The organism is Flavobacterium sp. GW823-FHT04A11, assembly GCF_058796535.1.
Genome location: NZ_CM179503.1, coordinates 5,050,426 through 5,069,898 on the forward strand (window position 1 = coordinate 5,050,426; position 19,473 = coordinate 5,069,898).

The window sequence follows — 19,473 nt, forward strand, 5'->3', positions numbered from 1 at the left end:
GTTTTTAGTTCCTCTAAAATTAATCAAAAAAAGAACAAAGAAAACATCGAATTTCTAAAAAAAAGTTAAAATTCTATCTTTTCTATCTAATTACTATTCTACATTAAGCAAAGTCTGAATTGACAAGGGTTCAAAGCGGATCGAAATATAAAATTAATGTTCAATCTTACTTCAAAAAACAAAAACATAAACTATTTTTTCTGCAAATTAAGGCAACGATATTCAATCCTGTTTTTGATTAATTCTTCTTTTGAATATTTGGTAAAAAGTACGCCAAAACTCCAATTAAAGGCAAATACGAACTTATTGTATACACATATTCGATACTGGTTTTGTCAGCAATATATCCTAAAATGGCAGAACCTAAACCTCCCATTCCGAAAGCAAAACCAAAAAACAAACCTGAAATCATCCCTACTTTTCCTGGTTTTAATTCCTGGGCAAAAACCAAAATTGCTGAAAATGCCGAAGCTATTATAATACCAATAACTACCGCTAAAACGCCTGTCCAGAATAAATTAGCATAAGGCAAAAGCAACGTAAAAGGTGCAGCTCCTAAAATAGAAAACCAAATAATATATTTTCTTCCAAAGTGATCTCCTAATGGTCCGCCAATTAAAGTTCCGGCAGCAACAGAAGCTAAAAAGATAAACAGGTAAAATTGAGAATCCTGTACAGACATGCCAAATTTACTTATCAGATAAAAAGTAAAATAACTTGACATACTTGCCATGTAGAAGAATTTTGAAAATATCAACAACAATAAAACCATTATCGAAATGGTAATTTTTCTATTTGATAACGGAACGATTTCTTCCTCTAAACCGGATTTTTTTGCCGCTCTTAAACTCATGTGGTTTTCGTACCAAATGGCAATTCTGGACAAAATTCCAATTCCGATAATTCCGGCAATTACAAACCAGATTACATAAGTTTGCCCATAAGGCGCTACGACCAATGCCACTAACAACGGACCAATTGCGCTTCCGGCATTTCCTCCTAATTGAAAAATAGATTGCGCCAAACCACGTTTTCCACCTGATCCTAAAAAAGCAACACGTGAAGCTTCAGGATGAAAAATTGAAGATCCGATTCCGACTAAAGCTACAGAAATCAACAACATCCAGAATGAACTTGAAATAGACAATAATCCTAATCCCAAAATGGTAAAAATCATCGCAGCAACAAGTGAATAGGGCTTTGGCTTTTTATCGGTGTAAAAACCAACAAAAGGCTGTAGCAATGAGGCTGTAAGTTGAAAAACAAAAGTAATTAGCCCGATTTGTGTAAAACTCAAGTTGAAGTTTTCTTTTAAAATTGGATATGTTGAAGGAATTACAGATTGCATTAAATCATTTAATAAATGGGCAAATGCAATTGAAAATAAGACCGAGTAAACTGTTTTTTGAGCTAAAGCACTACTGTCGATTGCAGCAGTTTGTGTAGATGAATTCATATTAATGTGCAAATATTATATTACAAAACTAACGATAAAATACCAGATGGCGAGGGTTAAAAACGAAATCGGAATTCCGAAACCAATCATCATACTGCTTAATTTTGGTTTTAAACCATACGTCGAGGCCAAAATTGCACCGGTAATCATGGGCGCCATTGCCATTTCGATTATTGTTATTTTAATAGCTTCAGAATGCTTATTAAAAACAAAAACATACAAAACCATAATGATAAACGGAGTGATAATAAGTCGGAAGAAAAGTCCGAGTTGTAAAAATTTCCAATGCCTGCTTTTTCGATCGAAACTCAATTGTAAACCCACTGAAAATAAAGCAAGTGGCGTTACCAAACTTCCTAATTTTAATAGAACAGACTGAATAGTAAAATCTAAATCATATTGAAAAACATTCATCAAACAAGCTATAACAAAGGTGATGAACGGCGGAAAAAAGATTATTTTTTTTAAAATACTTAAAGCATCCGGACTTCCTTTTGAATAAAATGCGGCCACAAAAACTCCCAACGTTGAAACTACCACAAAGGTTCCGGGCTGATCTACCAAAACTGCGGTTTCCAAACCTTTTTTTCCAAATAAAGCTTCAATTATTGGATAACCCAGAAATGACGAATTGCTCAATCCGGCTGTCAGAATCAAACAGCCAATTAATTTATTTGACCACCCCAATCTTCTCCCTAAAAAATGAAAAAAGATAAAAGCGAGTAAAAAACTAATCCAGCCCGCTCCTATTGGAAACAATAATTCATTGCTCCATTTTATTTTCGGAATATGATATAAGGTAATCGCCGGCAGACATAAATAAATGACAATTTTATTGATACTCTTATAGATGTGCGTTGGAAATTGCTTTATATTTTTTAAAAGCAATCCTAAAAACAGAAAAAAGAATATTAGAATAAAGTTGTTCATATCAAAGGTTCATCACAAAAATAGGGATTTATAAAACACTGGCGAAGATTAATTTTTCGTTAAAAACTTTTTTTATTCCATAAAACATTTTAAATTTGTAACATATTTTATTACAGTATGCTTTCAGGTAAATTTGCAATAACGATTCACATTCTTACTTTGCTCACTAAATTCCCAAATGATTATTTATCATCGGAGTTTATTGCGGGAAGTATTAATTTGAACCCGGTTTTGGTTCGAAAAGAAATTGCCAATTTAAAAGCACATCACGTGGTAGAAAGTAAGGAAGGTAAAAATGGCGGAACAAAATTAGCTGTTGATCCAACTAAAATTTCATTGAAAGAGATTTTTGCGATGACTTTTGAAACCATCAATTTGGGTTATGCTAAAAATCAGCCAAATCCGGATTGTCCTGTTGGAAAAAAAATCAATCAAAATTTAAGCGCTTTATATGCTGATATGAATGAAAAAGTTAGTTTACAATTAGAAGGGATTTCTTTGGAAGATTTCTCCAATCAATTCTAAAACTATTTTTTTAAATAAAACTGTAACATTTTTTATTACTAATTAAAATTATATATTATGAAAATTGCCATTATTGGAGCAACGGGATTTGTTGGTTCCGCTATTTTAAATGAATTAGCAAACAGAAATCACGACATTACTGCCATTGCAAGAAACCCAAAAGAAACCTCAACTGCAACGTGGATTGCTGCAGACATTTTTAATGTTGATGCTCTGGCAGAAACTTTAAAAGGAAATGATATTGTTATAAACGCTTACAACTCAGGCTGGACAAACCCAAATATTTATGATGATTTTATTGCAGGTTCAAAAGCAATTCAGGAAGCAGTGAAAAAATCAGGTGTAAAACGTTTTATCACGATTGGTGGTGCAGGAAGTTTATTCGTAGCTCCTGGTTTACAAGCGGTTGATACGCCGGATTTTCCAAAAGAATATCACGCTGGCGCAACTGCTGCCAGAGATTATTTGAATATTCTGAAAGAGGAAAAAGAATTAGACTGGGCATTTTTTAGCCCGGCTTTTGAAATGCATCAGGGCATTACAACAGGAAGAACCGGAAAATACCGTTTAGGTTTGGATAATCCTGTTTTTAATGACGAACAAAGAAGCATTCTTTCTGTAGAAGATTTAGCAGTTGTGATTGCTGATGAAACAGAAACTCCAAAACACCATCAGGTTCGTTTTACTGCGGCTTATTAATTTTTTTCCGCCACGAATTACACGAATTTTCACGAATTAATTTTTAAAACTAATGCTTAACAAATTAGTAAAAATTAGTGTAATTCGTGGCAACTTAACTTTTTGAAACTGTTTTTGTTTTCTGTACTTTTACATGACCAAAAAAAGTGTTTTGCCAAGTCCAAATAAACAATCGAGCAGTTTACAAGAAAAAGCCGGAATTTCAGCTCCTGAAATCACCAATGTTGATGCTATTCACCAAATTAAAAAGAACAGGAGACAACAGCCTTCTGCATCTGAATTAATTACCGGAATTCTTAATGGAAACAGAACAGCTTTAAGTCGTGCCATCACTTTGGTCGAAAGCACCAATCCTGAACATACCGAAAAAGCAAATGAAGTCATAAAAGGCTGTTTGCCACACGCAAATAAATCGATCAGAATAGGAATTACGGGAGTTCCCGGTGTTGGAAAAAGTACTTTTATTGAAGCTTTTGGAAGTTTCCTGACGCAATTAGGCAAAAAAGTAGCTGTTTTAGCGGTAGATCCCAGCAGTTCGCTTTCGCACGGAAGTATTTTGGGAGATAAAACCCGAATGGAAGAATTGGTAAAAGACGAAAATGCTTTTATCCGTCCGAGTGCTTCTGGTGATACTTTGGGTGGTGTTGCCCGTAAAACACGCGAATCAATTATTTTGTGTGAAGCCGCAGGTTTTGATACCATTATTATCGAAACCGTTGGTGTTGGACAAAGTGAAACTGCCGTTCACAGTATGGTTGATTTTTTTCTTTTACTCAAAATTTCCGGTGCCGGTGATGAACTTCAAGGCATTAAACGTGGTATTATGGAAATGGCCGATGCTATTGTAATCAACAAAGCGGATGGCGATAACATCAAAAAAGCAAATCAGGCGAAACTTGAATTTAATCGCGCTTTGCATTTATTTCCTCCCAAAAAATCAAACTGGCAACCAAAAGTTACAACTTGCAGCGCCATTACAAAAGAGGGAATTTCAGAAATATGGAATACAATTTCCCAATATTTTGAAATGACAAATGAATCCGGTTTTTTTCAGGAGAAACGAAAAGACCAGAATCATTTCTGGATGATGGAAACTATCGATGAACATTTGAAATCAAACTTTTACAATCAGCCTGGGATTATTGGGCAATTGGAACAAATTAAAAAAGCGGTGCAAAATAATGAAATATCACCTTTTGCAGCCGCTCAGAGTTTATTAAAATTATATTTTACTAAAGGTACAAAGTAGCAAAGGTTCAAAGCGACAAAGTTTTACACCCTGTTTCTTTGAACCTTTGTTCATTTGTCGTTTGAACCTATTTTTTTCTAAGCTTATATTTATTCTCCTTATATAAATTACCTGCAGTTATAACATGTGCTAAAGCATCTTTTGCTAATTCTTCATTTAATTTTACCGGAACCAAAGTTGTATCATTTTTAATTTCGAATTGCAGCGGTTTCAAATTTGGCTGCATGATGACAACCTGATTTTCTACTCTGAATGCGTTTATGTCATTAAACTGCATAATCGATCTTCCCTGCGTTTTAGGATCTAATTGATTTAGGTTTCTACCCACCATTGGCGTTTCAAAAGGAATTCCTAAATAACCCAACAATGTTGGCGGAATATCAATCTGACTTGCCAGTTTGCTGTATGAAACTCCTTTTGGAACTCCGGGTCCCATAATTAAAGCCGGAATATGGAATTTATTGATTGGCACTAAATTCTTTCCGTATGTTCTTGTATTATGATCTGCAATTACGATAAAAATTGTGTTTTTGAAATAAGCTTCTTTCTTCGCCATTTCAAAGAATTTACCAATAGAAAAATCGGCATATTTCATAGCGTTGTTTACTGTTGCCGGTTTTGCATCATAAGGCTTAATTCTTCCTGCCGGATATTCAAAAGGTTCGTGATTTGAAGTCGAAAACATTAAAGAAAAGAAAGGTTTATTTCCTTTTGCTTTAAAATAATTATTGGCTTTAGTTACTAAATCTTCATCAGAATATCCCCAAGTTCCTTTAAAAGCATATTTATTTCCATCTGATTCAAAATCGGTTTGGTCTACGATATCCTGAAATCCGTTTCCGTTGAAAAAGGAAGCCATATTATCAAAATTCGCCATTCCGCCATAAATAAAACTTGTATCGTATCCTTTTTGCTTTAAAGCGTCGGCAAGTGTAAAAAACCCTTGTTGAGAGTTTCCTAATTTCACCACGCTTTCTGATGGCGAAGGCAAAAATCCAGTTACAACAGCTTCAATTCCACGCACGCTTCGTGTTCCTGTGCAATATAAATTGGTAAACAATAAACCTTCTTTAGACAATTTATCAAATTCCGGCGTTAATGGCTTTCCTCCTAAAATTCCAACATATTCAGCACCTAAACTTTCCTGTAAAAAAATCACCAGATTGTATGGTTTTTTCATTACTGAATCCGGCTGTTGTACATGTAAAAACGGAATATTAGCATCATTAAATTCAGAAGGTCCGGCGATCATATATTTTTTTACACGAGCGATGGCTTCTGCTTCATCCATTTTTCCGTACATCTTTGTGTTTCCTTCGTTTTTAATCGAATAAGCAGCAAAAGCAACGGTATAAAATGAATTTAATCCTAAAGTATTTGTCAGTTGATCTGTAGAAAAAACAGCATTACTGGCATTAATCGGGCGTTTTGAAACCAGACTCGAACGCGCTCCAAAAAACAATAAAAAAGCAACTAATGGAAAAACCATCAATTTAAATTTATATTCGGTGCTAGTTGTATGAAAGTATTTTTGTCCTTTTTTGAAAGCAAAATAGATCACAACTCCCAAAATAAGGAAAGTAACGATTATCGAAGTCAGGTAACTTTTTAAAAGCATTCCCACAACTTCTTTTGGGTAAATAAGATAATCTAAGAAAATTTTATTTGGACGTGTATCGTATTGTTTTACAAAATCAGGTGTTGCCAATTCTACAAACAAAATTAGAAACAGGAATAAAAAACTATAAATAACCAAAAACCTATTGGTGAATTTTAGAGCTTTATTCGGTAAAAAAGTAATTAATAAAGCCGGAAGAAACGACAAATAACATAGTAATATTAAGTCCATTCGAAGGCCAATTGGAAAAATATACCAGAAATTTGGAGTTTCCGTTACTCTGTCTTTAAAAAGAAAAAACAAAAAGATTCTGCTTAAAGTAGTAATTAGCAATCCGATTGCTATGAAATTAAAAATGGGTTTTAAAAAACTTAATTTTTTCATTAGGTGAATTTTGGTTGACAGATTATAAAGATGCACAAAATGCTTCCTTATTCTTCGTAACGGTTTATTTCTCTGTCATAAAACTCATTTGCCAAAACAATTAATCCTTCCATTTCTGCATTTAATTCTGCTTCATCAAGATCTTCGGCTTCTTCCATGATTTCAACCTCATCATCTTTTAAATTGATTATAAATCTTGGGTAATCAAGGTGAATGATGAAAATATCATCTGGAAAATCAGTATTGTCTCCGAGTAAAAATTTAGGTAATTCCATTTTTATTAATTTATTTTTTGTTTATATTTTTTTTGCCACAGATTCCACAGATTAAAATGATTTTAAAATAATCTGTGGCGTATAATTTTTAATCGTCAAATTTAGTTATTTGAAGATGAATTATGGATTAATTTTTTGGTTAAGTAGTGAAAGCGAATATACAGAAATATTGCCGCTGTGGTTAATCCAGCCAAAAGGCCAATCCAAACCCCTTGTGCTTTTAAATCAGTATATTCAGCCAAATAATAGGAAGTTGGAAAACCAACTATCCAATAGGCGACAAATGTAATATACATTGGCACTTTTACATCCTGCAAACCACGCAAAGCTCCTAGAACTACCACCTGAATTCCGTCAGAAATTTGAAAAACGGCCGCGATTAAAAATAATTTTGATGCGATACTTATTACTTCATTATTATCCAGAATTTGTCCTCCATTTTCCATATTCAAAAAGATATGAGGCAGGAAATCATGTAAAGCCACAAATAGAATGGCAAAAACGGTTTCGATAATAATCGCCAGTAAAAAGATAGAACGCGCTACGACTACTAAGTTTTTATAATCGTTTAATCCTCTTTGATTACTTACTCTAATCATTGAGGTCACGCTTAATCCCATGGCAAACATAAAAGTCATTGATGACATACTCAACGCAATTTGATTGGCTGCCTGGCTGGTTTTGCCAATATTTCCGCAAAGCCAGATGGATGCCGTAAACAATACCACTTCAAAAAGCATTTGCATGGCCGATGGAAATCCGATGCTTATTATTTTTTTAATAGTTTCTTTTTTAATTTCATCAAAACTGAAACCGTGGAAAAACCGCTTTAAATCATTTCTTCTGGATAACATAATGTGCATGAACATTACCAGAAATATTCTTGAAATTACGGTTCCAAGCGCTGCTCCGACAATTCCCATTTTTGGAAAAATCCAAATACCGTAAATCAACATATAATTGATCCCTACGTGAAGTACATTTGCCATCACCATGGCATACATCGAATATTTTGTAAGCGACATTCCGTCTGCAAATTGTTTGTATCCCTGATACATAATTAACGGAATCAAGGAAAACGCCACCCAATCCAGATAAGGTTTGCCAGTTTGATAACATCGGCGGGTTGTTGCAGTAATTCCATTATTGGCTTTGCCAGAACAATTACGCCAAAAAGTACTAATCCTAAAATAATACACAGAAACAAACCGTGATGAAATGCAGAACGAATTTTAGAATCGTTTTTTTCGGCATCACCTTCGGCTACAATTGGAGTAATGGCTGTAGAGAAACCAATTCCCAAAGACATCGCAATAAAAATCATGCTGTTTCCTAATGAAACAGCCGCAAGTTCAGTACTTCCTAGTTTTCCTACCATTATATTATCGACAATACCTATTAAGGTGTGTCCGACCATTCCTAATATAATAGGATAGGCTAATCTTAAATTGTATGAGAACTCTTTGGTGTACTGTTTTAAATTCACTGCTGCTTATTTTAGTCGGCAAAGATAACCAGAAGCTTTGAATTCTTCGGTATTAATAAAATTATAAGCCAATTTTAAGAATTCAGAATTTCAAACAAAATATTATATAACAATTTGTAAAAATTATATAACAATGCCCTACTGGCTTGGGATTAATTTTACATTATTAATAATTCAAAAAAAAATTGTCATGAGAAAATTACAAATTATATGCCTTGCTGCTTTCGCTTTTTTATCCTCCAACACAACTTTCGCTCAAGACAGTGAAGTAAAAAATTACGATCAGGGATTTAGATTAGGTTTTGGTTTAAACGGTGGTTTGCCAACAGATAATGATTACGATTGGTCTCTAGGTGGAGATGTTCGTTTACAATATGATTTATCTAAAAGAACTTCATTAACATTAACTACAGGTTTCACCAATTTATTTATGGGAAAAGATGAAAATGGAGTTGATGCAAAAGATCTTGGATTTATTCCTGCAAAAGCTGGTTTTAAAGCTTTTATCTGGGAAGATCAATTTTATGTTCTAGGGGAACTTGGAGCAGGTTTTGCAGTAACAAATGGTTACAATGACACTACATTTTTATGGGCACCGGGAATTGGTTATGCAAACAAGTACATTGATGTAAGTGTACGTTACGAAAATTATCACGATTTTAAAACTGATCAGGTAGCGCTTCGTTTAGCGTATGGATTTGATCTATAAAAAATACTTTCATTTTTATTCTTTTGTTTTTGGTAATAATCCCGGCAGATCCTCACAGTCTCGCCGGGTTTATAATTTTATATTCTTTTTGTCACGAATTTCTTTTTGCCACGAATTCCACGAATTGACACTAATTAATCTTAAAAATCTGTGGCTAAAATTTAACTGCAAATTTCACAAAGCGATATGAAATTTAGCAGATTAAAATTCTAAAAAATCTTGCCTCTAGCTTCTTGCCTCTATTCTCTATATGCTATTCTCTATATTCTATTCTCTCTCATCCAAATATCTCTCATCCGTCAAAGTCTTCATAAAGGCAATCAATTGTTTCTTTTCTTTATCAGATAAGTTTAATTTGTCTTCGGGTAAAGTTTGGTTTGGCACATCCAATCCTAAACCTAATCCTCCGCCTTCATTATAAAAATTGATTACTTCTTCCAGCGTTTTATAAACGCCGTTGTGCATATATGGTGCAGTAAGTGCTATGTTTCGAATGGTTGGCGTTTTAAACGAGTTTTTATGAATTGCTGCCTGAGTAATTACAAACTTGCCCAAATCTCCGTCGAGTTTTTTATTTTTATTCGGGACCCCTAAAATCTCACTTTCTGATCTGCTGAAATTTGGTGGAACAGTTCCGTTTGTAAGCGGAATAAAATGGCAAGTCGCACATTTGGCTTTGCCGGCAAATAGATTAAAACCTGCTTTTTCATCTGCTGTAAAAGTGGTTTTGTTTTGCATGTATGCATCAAATTTTGAATCGTAATGACTTAACGAACGGATATAAGATCCCAAAGCATTTTTGATGGCAAATTCATTTATTTCTCCTTTTGGAAAAGCCTTTTTAAATTCTGCCACATATTCTTTATTCTTTTGAATTTCCAAAGCTGATTTCTCCAGAGATCCGTGCATTTCGTTCTCATTTTTAATGACTGCAATTGCCTGATCTTCGAGATAACCTACTCGTGAATCTGCAAAAAACACACGTTGAAAAGCGATATTGGTTAAGGTTGGCGTATTACGCTGAATCATCGATTTTCCGTCTAATGAAACTGCTCTTTCCAAACCGTCTGTAAAAGCTTTTTCGGAATGATGACAAGAAGCACAAGAGCGCGTATTATTTCCTGATAAGATGGGATCATTGAATAGCTTTTTGCCTAAAGCAATTTTTTCAGGCGTTGTTTGATAATCGGGAAAACCAGAAAATGCTTCCGGGTCAAAAGCATCTTTGTCAAATAAAGTCTGAGCCGTTACTTTTAAACCTCTCTGCTCTTTCATCAGCGGAATTCCTAATTCAGCTTGTGATTTATAAATTCCTTTACTTAACGGATTTAAAATTTCTTTGATAAAATACGCCCGATCAAAACCATTAAAATTTGTGTTTCGTTTTAAGTATTTTTTGCCTTTTTCTAAAACAGCAAATACCTGTTTAGCACTGGAAAATGATTTGTCCTGAGCATAAATCCGGTAATATTTTTCGATCGTTTCCAATGAAACTAATGCCTCGGGAAGTGAATTTAGTTTTACCGGAGAATCAAATCCTGTAATTCCCAAAGTAATAATTCTGTAAACTTCTAATCGCATGGCATCAAAAACGTGAGCATCCGTTAATTCAGTTGAATTTGAAACTTTTTCTAACCGAATTAAATTAGCCGATAAAACACCCAATTCCTGAAGTAATGCTGCTTTGTTTTTCTTATCATATTTCGGGAAAACCAATTCTTCAATTACTTGAAATCCTTCGGGCGGAACCGTTACATTATCATTTTCTTCAAATTCAGGTATTGCAGGTCCGTTTATCGATTTAGAAACTGCTGGCAAATAGTATTCACTTAACATTTCGACTTTTTTGTAGCTTTCGTGCGCTTCAAGAAATTGTCTCTGAATTTGAGCTTCGGTAGAATCTTCTTGAACGGAATATTTAAGTTTGGCTACTTTTTCAACCAATAAAGTAATATCTGATTGATATATTTTATTTACTTCCTGATGTTTGTTTTTTTTCTGGCAGGAAACAAATGCTGCTAAGAACAACAAACAATATATTTTTTTCATGATGCGATAATGATTAAAAGAAGACTATTTAGAAAAACAGAAACCACTACCTCAAAATTGAAATAGTGGATAACTGTTTTGTAATGATTTAAAAATTTATCTCGCTAAACCTTTAATAACAACAATTTGACTTGCCTGATTTTCAACAGGACGTTTTGTTCCTCCGTCAGGGCTTAAATATTTTGCACCTGTCCAGGTATGTGGCTGTACGCTTAGCATAAAAGTATCAGGAATTCCTAATTGTTCCGAAACATCGATTAGGGCACCATATTCCCAGGCACCAAATTTAGAAGTTCCGCCAACGTTGTATTTTGCAGCATCAGTTGCAGTACGACGGTGATCTAATTCTACTACAACTTTTAAGTCTTTAGTCGCAATATTGTATTGGTAGATATAAGCATCGTGAGTTTCATCTCCGTATCCGTTAGAATCTTCCTGCACGTAAACGTAGTTTGAAGTCACACAAATATTATCAGGATTTTGAAATTTTCCGGCAATTCCAGAACGATTATCTCCATCAAGAACAACTTCAAGAGTTCCTTTTAACGGATCAGCAGCATCAAGATTTAATCTGTAAACTCTTCCGTATTTCGTTCTTGAAGCATCTGCATTAATTCCTGTTGTATTTTGCCCTGTTACGTTAAAATACAATTCACGATCTGCAGTATTTCCTCCTTTGCGGTAATCTAAATCTTCAACTCTTCCAAATTTAATTGCTTTCAAAGTATTTACAGAGGCATTAATCTGAGCACCAGTAAGTGTTGTATGATTATCAATTTTTACGAAAGAAACAGGATATGTTGTACCGGTTACCATATCTTTTTCTCTTTGGTTATCATCGTTTCTTTTTAGCATGTACAAAGAACCGTTGGTTAAATCTCCAATAGTATTAGATACATACATAAAAACCTGACCTCCATAAGTTTCAGAATCATCATCACCAATTACCACTACTGTTTTTCCTTTGTAAGCAGAGGTACGTAATGGCAAAGCATTCTCCGCACTTAAACGTCCAAATCCTGACAATTCTTTAGATACAGATGCAGTTCCTGCGCTTCCGTAAGGATCTAAAGCATGTGTACGGGATTCTTCTCCAGATTCTCCACAAGTTAAATAAACCGGTCCAAAACCATGTTCCGCTTGTGTTGCCATTGTAGCACCACATAATCTCCAGGTTCCTCCGTTAGAGTTTAATAGATATTCTCCTTTAGTTGGTTTAAATGTCTTGTCTAATGTAATTCTCGAAACCGCAAAGTTGTCTTCATTGTTTACTAAAAAAGTAAAAGTTCCGTCAGTATTTTTCAGTAAACCTGAACCATCTGCAGAACCACCAAAAATATAATTTGGGCTATCCGGGAAAACATCATCCGAACTAAAAAGAGAATAAATTTTCAAGTTTTCAAAACCTGCCTGAGCTTTTAATAAACTTGGCGTTACAGATTGGTCTTTTAAAACAACACTTGTCGTTGTTTCCGGCTGGTCATTAGAGTCGTTGTTATTACAAGATGTAAGTAACGAACCCAAAATAATTAGGGGTAAAATAATTCTTTTCATTAGCTAAAGATTGTTGGTTTGTTTTTTTACAAAGTAAATCCCTATTCTTTAACTTAAAATGATTTTGATATTATCAAAAAAATAAGAGTCTGATTAAAAACATCTTATAGCACAAAAAAAAAATAACATTAAATTATTAATCCAAAATAGCCGTAAACTTTTGGTAACATCAAATCAAAAAAAAGAGTCTAATTTTAAGACTCTTTTTTTAACTCCTCTTTATAAACCTCAAAATTGGCTTTTATCTTTTCATCCAGTTCCGGTTCTTTAATATCGGTGTACTTTTTCATTTCTTCCCAAATAATTTTGGCTACAATATAACGCGCCATTTCTTTATCATCTGCAGGAACAACATACCAGGGCGCATGCTCTTTTGAAGTTCTGTTTATTGCTTCTTCATAATATTGCTGATATTCATCCCAATGTTCGCGTTCTTTCAAATCTCCGGGCGAAAATTTCCAATTGTGTTTTCCTTCTTCCAAACGGCGTAATAATCGCTGTCTTTGTTCTTCTTTACTTAAATGAAGATAAAATTTCATGACAATTGTACCGTTTTCAGCAATATGACTTTCAAAATTATTGATCTGTTCAATTCTTCTTTTCCAGAATTTAGGTTTAATATCATCAACTGAATTTATTCCCGGTAAATTTTCTCCCAGAATATATTCCGGATGCACACGCGTAACCAAAACATTCTCGTAATGTGTACGGTTAAAAATGGCAAATTTTCCTTTTTCTGGCAAAGCAATATAGTGACGCCACAAATAATCGTGTTCTAATTCAGTCGAGTTTGGCGTTTTAAAACTATGCACCACTACTCCACGCGGATTAAATTCCTTAAAAACTTCCCGGATCAGACTATCTTTTCCGGAAGTATCCATTCCCTGCAGGCAAATCAAAACCCCATATTTATTATGTGAATACATCACATCCTGCAAATCACTTAATTTGGCCTGAACTTTATCCAGTTTTTCTTCTTTCTCGTCGTCATTGGCATTTATATCTAATAAAGTTGGAATCTTTGACAATTTTATTTTGTCTACAACTTTAAAATCATTCGGATCTATTGATTTCATATTTCTGAGGTTTTATATAAGTAAATATACTAATTTTACGAAGCATATTCCTGCTATCCATTGCAATACTTTTTCGATAAATTGTTTTTTTACAAGTCACAACAAGAGCTTCCGCTGGTCGCTTTGTTCTGTCAGTAAAAAATACAATTTCTTCTAAAAGTATTTCCATTACTATCAGGGCTAGATTTAAGTTTCAAAACAACATTCATGGAAAAATTCACATTAGAAATATTATTTCAAATCATCGGAATCGGTTCTGCATCAGGATTATTCTTCAATAACGATTCATTATATATCATCGGCGACAACAGCGGATTTTTATATGAATACAATATGCAGAATCAGCAATTGAGCCATCATCCCTTAATTGAAAATCCATCGCAAAACATTCCGAAAAACATAAAACCCGATTTTGAATCTTTCACACATCATAATGATACATTATATGTTTTTGGTTCCGGCTCTACCGAAAACCGAAACAAAATGATCGAATTTGATCTAAAAACCAAGACCATTTTACAAAAGAACAATCTGGTTGATTTATATGCTGTAATGCAAAATTTCGGTGATATAAAACCTGAAGATTTTAATTTGGAAGGCGCTATTTTCGATGGCGAAAACTGGTATTTATTCAATCGCGGTAACGGAATCTCCAACAAAAACACCATTTTTACGATTCACGCTAAAAATCTGGGAGAAGAATTTGCTTTGGTTGCCACCAATTATAAACTGCCAAAAATAAAAGGTGTTCGCTCCAGTTTTACCGATGCCATTTTGGTTGAAGATAAAATCTATTTCCTTTCTACCGCCGAAAACACAACATCAACTTACGACGATGGTGATATCTTAGGAAGTTTTATTGGCAGAATAGATTTGAAAACCATGAAAATCGATTTTACCCAAAAAATAACGTCAACCAATAAATTTGAAGGTTTGACTTTCTATAAAAAATCAAATGATAAAATAGAGTTTTTATTGTGCGAGGATAATGACACGGAATTATTAGAGACGAAGATTTTTAAGTTGGTTTTGCCGGTAAAATAAATTAAATATTTTAATTGAGAATTAGAATCGTTACTTTAAAAATTTAAGAATGGATAAAGAAGCAATAATAAATAATTTTAAGCGATCACTAAAAAATCTATCACTAGAAGCCGATGAACAAATAGCATCATTCCCAAACTTTGTTGTCGTAACAGACGAATTATTATTGGATTTTAATCATATTTATGAAGTTATAAAAGAAAATTATCCAAATCTATTTTCTAATGAACAGATTAAAATGTTAGATGAGATAAACTTTTATATTGACCAAATACCTCCTGAAGATTTAACTATAAGTGAAATAGACGAGTTGAAAAATGGCTCTTTTTGGAAACAGCTGAGAATTTTGTCAAGAGAGGCAATTTTAAAATTAGAATAAAATTACATGCATTTTTAAATTAGGTATTTTATTCTAAATCGAAATAACAAACTTTGTGCATAGTAAAAAATTACATGTGTAAAGACAAAATCGGCGAATATCTTTGCGGGAGACGCACTGCTGTGCGCCTCTACGAAATTGACAAAACAATTACACCATAACAATAAAACCTTTGCGCCTATGTAACTCTGCCCCTTTGAACCTTTAAAAAAAAACTTTTTTTTACAACCTTCCCAACCTTTTTATCTTTTTATCTCTCTATATAAGAAAGACAACAATTGTGATAAACGAAACTCAAATATCCGGCTGCAAAAAAATGAACCGCGATGCTCAGCGTCAGGTTTATGAATATATGGCTCCCAAGTTGTATCGCGTTTGCAAACGATACTTAAAAAAGGAGGAAGAAATTGAAGAAGCTATGGCTGATGCTTTCTATACCATCTTTACAAAAATAGAACAGCTCAAAGAAGTTTTGGCTTTTGAGGCCTGGGCACGAAAAATAACGGTCAATCATTGTTTGGCAACCATCAAAAAGAATACAAACTTTAATATGTATTTAGACGATGTCAAACTGCTTTCGCAACCTTTTACCGACGAGATTAATACTCTGGAAGAAGAAGATTTGCTCAATTTACTGAATCACATTCCGGATGGCTGTAAAACTGTTTTTAACCTTTTTGTAATTGAAGGTTACGGACACAAAGAAATCGCCAGCATGCTCAACATTTCTGAAGGCACATCAAAATCACAATTGAATGCTTCTAAAACCAAGTTGAAGGAATTAGTAAACAAATTGTATTATCAAAAAGCAAAGTAGTCATGGACAATCAAGATAAAATATTCGATAAATTTAAAGAAGCTGCGCACAATTCGGAGCTCAAAGACTTTCCGGGAATGGAAAAAGTCTGGTCGCGCGTTGAAGACAAACTCGACAAAAAAGAAGCTAAAAAAACCATTTCGTTATGGAAAAAAATTGCAATCGCCGCTTCTCTTTTATTGTTGATTTCTTTGGGATCTCAGTTTTTCCTATCCGATAAAACAAAAGAAATTCAAAACAATCAAGTTGTTACCAGCGATTCTGTAGAACAAAAATTTCAAAATCCGGTTGTAGTAAAAGATGGTGTTGCAGTCGAAAATTCTAAAATAGTCCCAAAAGAAGATGCTGTCAAAATTCTGGACAAACAAATTCAACAACAACAAAAAGTAGCGGTAAACGAGATTAAAAGATCTATGAGCCAAGCAGATGCAATTTCTGCACCGGCAGATGTTCCTGATGAAGTTTTTATGGCAGCTCCGGTACAAGCTGCACCTAAATATTCAGAGGAAGAAATTGCAGTCGAAAAAGAGGAAGCGGTTCAAAACTTCGGCTATGCCAAAACTGCACAAAGAGAATCTGCCAGAGTTGCTTTTACTGAAAAGCAATCTTCTGAGAAAGCAAAGAAAAAAAGTGCTCCGTTGGTTGTCATAAACGGAAATGCAATGGCACATAGCGACGATGCTAAAAAAGACAAAATGATGTCTGCCGAACTTTCTAATTTAGAACCTTCAAATGTAGATTCATTAGTAATTCTGGATGAACCTTTGTATATTATTGACGGAACTTACTATTCTGAAAATGATTTATACGGTCCAAATCCCACAAGTCCGTATGCACCTTTAGACAAACAGGAAATTAAAACCATTACGATTCTTCAGGATCTGGAAGCCACATCTAAATATGGTGAAAAAGGTAAAAAAGGAGTTGTGATAATTACTACCAAAACAGGAAAACCGGTCAACAAAAAATAATTCTTACTTCAAAAAATCTTTGTTGGATTTAAGGATCTGACAAAGATAAACCCGAACATTAATTTAAAAAATCACGATTATGAAAAGTTTAAAACTTATTTCATCAGCCATTACTATGCTTATATGTTTCATAACATTTGCACAGGAAAAAACCATTACGGGAACAGTTACAGACGATGCAAGTTTGCCTCTTCCGGGAGTTACTATAACTATTAAAAAATCAAAAAAAACAGCACTAACAGATTTTGAAGGAAAATATGCAATTCAGGCACAAACCGGAGACGTTTTGAATTTTAGCTACATCGGAATGAAAACCCAAAATGTAACCGTTAAAAAATCAAATGTAATTGATGTGATAATGCAAAATGAAAGCAATCATTTAGAAGAAGTTGTAGTAGTTGGTTATGGAGTTTCGAATGCTGAATACGAAGATAACAGCTATAGACCTGAAAAAAGAAAAATGACAGCTAAATCCGTTTCAAAATCGGTTCAGAGAAATGCTTTAGCAGCGCCAAGCGTTCAAAATAGTTCTCAATATGTTTCAGGATCGAGTATTACAATTCGCGGGACACAATCTATTTCATCAAAAAATGAACCGATGTATATTGTAGACGGAGTTACCATTACAGCTGATAAAATGGCAAAAATAAACCCAAATGATATTCAGGATGTGAAAGTTTTAAAAGATGCAACATCAACTTCTGTTTACGGAAGCAAAGGCGCAAACGGAGTTGTTGTAGTGGCGACGAAAGGTGATCTGTATAAAAATCTTTCGGAAAAAGAACTGGATGCAAAACTAAATCACATCAATATTCAGCCAACTGAACCTAACAACGAAGATTATGACGCTTTTGTAGAAAATGCATTTGAAAGCCCGAAAACGGCACCGCTTTCTACATTTTCTATCGATGTTGATAATGCATCTTATACCAATGTGAGACGTTTTATTAATAACGGACAAAGTGTTCCTAAAGATGCTGTTCGCGTGGAAGAAATGGTGAATTTCTTTAAATATACGTATCCACAGCCGCAAGATCAAAATCCTTTTTCGATCAATACTGAAGTAAGCGATTCTCCATGGAATGCTAAAAACAAAGTGTTGAAAATTGGTTTGCAGGGAAAAAATATTCCAACGAATGATTTACCGGCTTCTAATCTTGTTTTTTTAATTGATGTTTCGGGTTCTATGAGCGATCCTAATAAATTGCCTTTATTGAAACAATCTTTGAAAATATTGGTAAACGAGCTGCGTAACAAAGATAAAGTTGCCATTGTGGTTTATGCAGGCGCAGCGGGATTGGTTCTGGCTCCAACATCAGGAGATGAGAAAAAAACGATTGTTGATGCGCTTGAAAATTTAAATGCCGGAGGAAGTACTGCGGGAGGCGCCGGAATTGAATTGGCTTATAAAATTGCCACTGAAAATTTCATTAAAAATGGAAATAACAGAGTGATTCTGGCAACAGATGGTGATTTTAATGTTGGCAGTACTTCTAACTCCGACATGGAAAAACTGATTGAAGAGAAAAGAAAAACAGGCGTTTTCCTGACTTGTTTAGGTTACGGAATGGGAAATTACAAAGACAGCAAAATGGAAACGCTTGCCGATAAAGGAAACGGAAACTATGCGTATATCGACAATATTCAGGAAGCGAATCGTTTTTTAGGAAAAGAGTTTAAAGGTTCGATGTTTGCGATTGCAAAAGATGTCAAAATTCAGATTGAATTCAACCCAAAACAAGTTCAGGCGTATCGCTTAATTGGATATGAAAACAGAAAATTACGTCCGGAAGATTTTAAAAATGATGCAATTGATGCCGGAGAATTAGGAAGCAATCATACCGTTACGGCTTTATATGAAATTATTCCTGCCGGAGTTGCAAGCGATTATTTAAACCAACAGCCGGATGCTTTAAAATATACTAAAGTTCAGGAAAGCACTAATAATTACAGCGGTGAATTGGCTACAATAAAATTCCGTTACAAAAAACCGGACGGCGATAAAAGCATTGAAATGGTAAAAGTGATCGAAAACAAATCGGTTTCTTTAGACAAATCAAGTGATGATTTCAAATTTAGTACGGCCGTTGCGTGGTTTGGATTAAAGTTAAGAGATTCAAAACTCATTACAAATAAATCATCCGAGGATATTTTAAAATTAGCCAAACAAGGATCTACAAACGATTCTGAAGGTTACAAAGCAGAATTGATTCGACTTATTGAAGGTGTAAAACAAGTTTATTAATCAATGT

16 protein-coding genes and 1 pseudogene are annotated in these 19,473 nt (G+C 34.1%); 9 read left to right on the forward strand and 8 right to left on the reverse strand.

The window, feature by feature from the left end:
* Nucleotides 1–238: 238 nt before the first annotated feature.
* Together AC3QL1_RS21550 and AC3QL1_RS21555 are read right to left on the reverse strand one after the other, a co-directional pair.
* On the reverse strand, nt 239–1,456 hold the full coding sequence (locus AC3QL1_RS21550; protein WP_492494178.1) for an MFS transporter: 1,218 nt from the start codon (nt 1,454–1,456) through the stop codon (nt 239–241).
* Nucleotides 1,457–1,471: 15 nt separating this feature from the next.
* Nucleotides 1,472–2,386, reverse strand: coding sequence for an AEC family transporter (locus AC3QL1_RS21555; protein ID WP_492494179.1), 915 nt, complete (start codon nt 2,384–2,386; stop codon nt 1,472–1,474).
* A gap of 117 nt (nt 2,387–2,503) precedes the next feature.
* Here AC3QL1_RS21555 and AC3QL1_RS21560 point away from each other — a divergent pair, with 117 nt between their 5' ends.
* The 3 genes from AC3QL1_RS21560 to meaB all read left to right on the forward strand — a co-directional run bounded on the left by AC3QL1_RS21560 (nt 2,504) and on the right by meaB (nt 4,859).
* Complete coding sequence (locus AC3QL1_RS21560; RefSeq protein ID WP_492494180.1) at nt 2,504–2,911, forward strand: Rrf2 family transcriptional regulator; 408 nt, start codon at nt 2,504–2,506, stop codon at nt 2,909–2,911.
* Nucleotides 2,912–2,968: 57 nt separating this feature from the next.
* Nucleotides 2,969–3,610 carry an NAD(P)-dependent oxidoreductase gene (locus AC3QL1_RS21565; RefSeq protein ID WP_492494181.1) on the forward strand — a complete coding sequence of 214 codons (642 nt, stop codon included), beginning with the start codon at nt 2,969–2,971 and terminating at the stop codon, nt 3,608–3,610.
* Between the two features lie 133 nt (nt 3,611–3,743).
* Nucleotides 3,744–4,859, forward strand: coding sequence for a methylmalonyl Co-A mutase-associated GTPase MeaB (gene meaB, locus AC3QL1_RS21570; RefSeq protein ID WP_492494182.1), 1,116 nt, complete (start codon nt 3,744–3,746; stop codon nt 4,857–4,859).
* Between the two features lie 67 nt (nt 4,860–4,926).
* Here meaB and AC3QL1_RS21575 read toward each other — a convergent pair whose 3' ends face one another.
* The 3 genes and pseudogenes from AC3QL1_RS21575 to AC3QL1_RS21585 all read right to left on the reverse strand — a co-directional run bounded on the left by AC3QL1_RS21575 (nt 4,927) and on the right by AC3QL1_RS21585 (nt 8,622).
* A complete protein-coding gene (locus AC3QL1_RS21575; protein ID WP_492494183.1) occupies nt 4,927–6,861 on the reverse strand; it encodes an LTA synthase family protein in 1,935 nt (644 codons plus the stop codon).
* A gap of 47 nt (nt 6,862–6,908) precedes the next feature.
* On the reverse strand, nt 6,909–7,136 hold the full coding sequence (locus tag AC3QL1_RS21580; protein ID WP_059116453.1) for a DUF8828 family protein: 228 nt from the start codon (nt 7,134–7,136) through the stop codon (nt 6,909–6,911).
* Nucleotides 7,137–7,237: 101 nt separating this feature from the next.
* Nucleotides 7,238–8,622: pseudogene (locus tag AC3QL1_RS21585) on the reverse strand (MATE family efflux transporter).
* A 190-nt stretch (nt 8,623–8,812) separates the two neighbouring features.
* Here AC3QL1_RS21585 and AC3QL1_RS21590 point away from each other — a divergent pair.
* Nucleotides 8,813–9,331 carry a hypothetical protein gene (locus AC3QL1_RS21590; RefSeq protein ID WP_492494184.1) on the forward strand — a complete coding sequence of 173 codons (519 nt, stop codon included), beginning with the start codon at nt 8,813–8,815 and terminating at the stop codon, nt 9,329–9,331.
* A 267-nt stretch (nt 9,332–9,598) separates the two neighbouring features.
* On the opposite strand, the gene AC3QL1_RS21595 is transcribed toward AC3QL1_RS21590, so the two are convergent.
* The 3 genes from AC3QL1_RS21595 to AC3QL1_RS21605 all read right to left on the reverse strand — a co-directional run bounded on the left by AC3QL1_RS21595 (nt 9,599) and on the right by AC3QL1_RS21605 (nt 14,010).
* Nucleotides 9,599–11,380: a cytochrome-c peroxidase gene (locus AC3QL1_RS21595; protein ID WP_492494185.1), complete on the reverse strand. Its 1,782-nt coding sequence runs from the start codon at nt 11,378–11,380 to the stop codon at nt 9,599–9,601.
* Nucleotides 11,381–11,476: 96 nt separating this feature from the next.
* On the reverse strand, nt 11,477–12,934 hold the full coding sequence (locus tag AC3QL1_RS21600; protein ID WP_492494186.1) for a PhoX family protein: 1,458 nt from the start codon (nt 12,932–12,934) through the stop codon (nt 11,477–11,479).
* 194 nt (nt 12,935–13,128) lie between these two features.
* Complete coding sequence (locus tag AC3QL1_RS21605) at nt 13,129–14,010, reverse strand: PPK2 family polyphosphate kinase (protein ID WP_492494187.1); 882 nt, start codon at nt 14,008–14,010, stop codon at nt 13,129–13,131.
* Nucleotides 14,011–14,217: 207 nt separating this feature from the next.
* On the opposite strand from AC3QL1_RS21605, the gene AC3QL1_RS21610 reads away from it, so the two are divergent.
* From AC3QL1_RS21610 to AC3QL1_RS21630, 5 genes are all read left to right on the forward strand, one after another.
* Nucleotides 14,218–15,054: a DUF6929 family protein gene (locus tag AC3QL1_RS21610; RefSeq protein ID WP_492494188.1), complete on the forward strand. Its 837-nt coding sequence runs from the start codon at nt 14,218–14,220 to the stop codon at nt 15,052–15,054.
* Nucleotides 15,055–15,103: 49 nt separating this feature from the next.
* Complete coding sequence (locus tag AC3QL1_RS21615; protein WP_492494189.1) at nt 15,104–15,433, forward strand: hypothetical protein; 330 nt, start codon at nt 15,104–15,106, stop codon at nt 15,431–15,433.
* 316 nt (nt 15,434–15,749) lie between these two features.
* Nucleotides 15,750–16,250, forward strand: a complete 501-nt coding sequence (locus AC3QL1_RS21620) for an RNA polymerase sigma factor (RefSeq protein WP_492497595.1) — start codon at nt 15,750–15,752, stop codon at nt 16,248–16,250.
* Nucleotides 16,251–16,252: 2 nt separating this feature from the next.
* Entirely contained in the window at nt 16,253–17,221 is a 969-nt protein-coding gene (locus tag AC3QL1_RS21625) for a hypothetical protein (RefSeq protein ID WP_492494190.1), read from the forward strand.
* Nucleotides 17,222–17,300: 79 nt separating this feature from the next.
* Nucleotides 17,301–19,466 carry a vWA domain-containing protein gene (locus tag AC3QL1_RS21630; protein ID WP_492494191.1) on the forward strand — a complete coding sequence of 722 codons (2,166 nt, stop codon included), beginning with the start codon at nt 17,301–17,303 and terminating at the stop codon, nt 19,464–19,466.
* Nucleotides 19,467–19,473: the final 7 nt, after the last annotated feature.

Coding starts and splice junctions, on each gene's coding strand:
- AC3QL1_RS21550 (WP_492494178.1), bottom strand. CDS start 1,456: ATGAATTCATCTACACAAACTGCTGCAATCGACAGTAGTGCTTTAGCT.
- AC3QL1_RS21555 (WP_492494179.1), bottom strand. CDS start 2,386: ATGAACAACTTTATTCTAATATTCTTTTTTCTGTTTTTAGGATTGCTT.
- AC3QL1_RS21560 (WP_492494180.1), top strand. CDS start 2,504: ATGCTTTCAGGTAAATTTGCAATAACGATTCACATTCTTACTTTGCTC.
- AC3QL1_RS21565 (WP_492494181.1), top strand. CDS start 2,969: ATGAAAATTGCCATTATTGGAGCAACGGGATTTGTTGGTTCCGCTATT.
- meaB (WP_492494182.1), top strand. CDS start 3,744: ATGACCAAAAAAAGTGTTTTGCCAAGTCCAAATAAACAATCGAGCAGT.
- AC3QL1_RS21575 (WP_492494183.1), bottom strand. CDS start 6,861: ATGAAAAAATTAAGTTTTTTAAAACCCATTTTTAATTTCATAGCAATC.
- AC3QL1_RS21580 (WP_059116453.1), bottom strand. CDS start 7,136: ATGGAATTACCTAAATTTTTACTCGGAGACAATACTGATTTTCCAGAT.
- AC3QL1_RS21590 (WP_492494184.1), top strand. CDS start 8,813: ATGAGAAAATTACAAATTATATGCCTTGCTGCTTTCGCTTTTTTATCC.
- AC3QL1_RS21595 (WP_492494185.1), bottom strand. CDS start 11,380: ATGAAAAAAATATATTGTTTGTTGTTCTTAGCAGCATTTGTTTCCTGC.
- AC3QL1_RS21600 (WP_492494186.1), bottom strand. CDS start 12,934: ATGAAAAGAATTATTTTACCCCTAATTATTTTGGGTTCGTTACTTACA.
- AC3QL1_RS21605 (WP_492494187.1), bottom strand. CDS start 14,010: ATGAAATCAATAGATCCGAATGATTTTAAAGTTGTAGACAAAATAAAA.
- AC3QL1_RS21610 (WP_492494188.1), top strand. CDS start 14,218: ATGGAAAAATTCACATTAGAAATATTATTTCAAATCATCGGAATCGGT.
- AC3QL1_RS21615 (WP_492494189.1), top strand. CDS start 15,104: ATGGATAAAGAAGCAATAATAAATAATTTTAAGCGATCACTAAAAAAT.
- AC3QL1_RS21620 (WP_492497595.1), top strand. CDS start 15,750: ATGAACCGCGATGCTCAGCGTCAGGTTTATGAATATATGGCTCCCAAG.
- AC3QL1_RS21625 (WP_492494190.1), top strand. CDS start 16,253: ATGGACAATCAAGATAAAATATTCGATAAATTTAAAGAAGCTGCGCAC.
- AC3QL1_RS21630 (WP_492494191.1), top strand. CDS start 17,301: ATGAAAAGTTTAAAACTTATTTCATCAGCCATTACTATGCTTATATGT.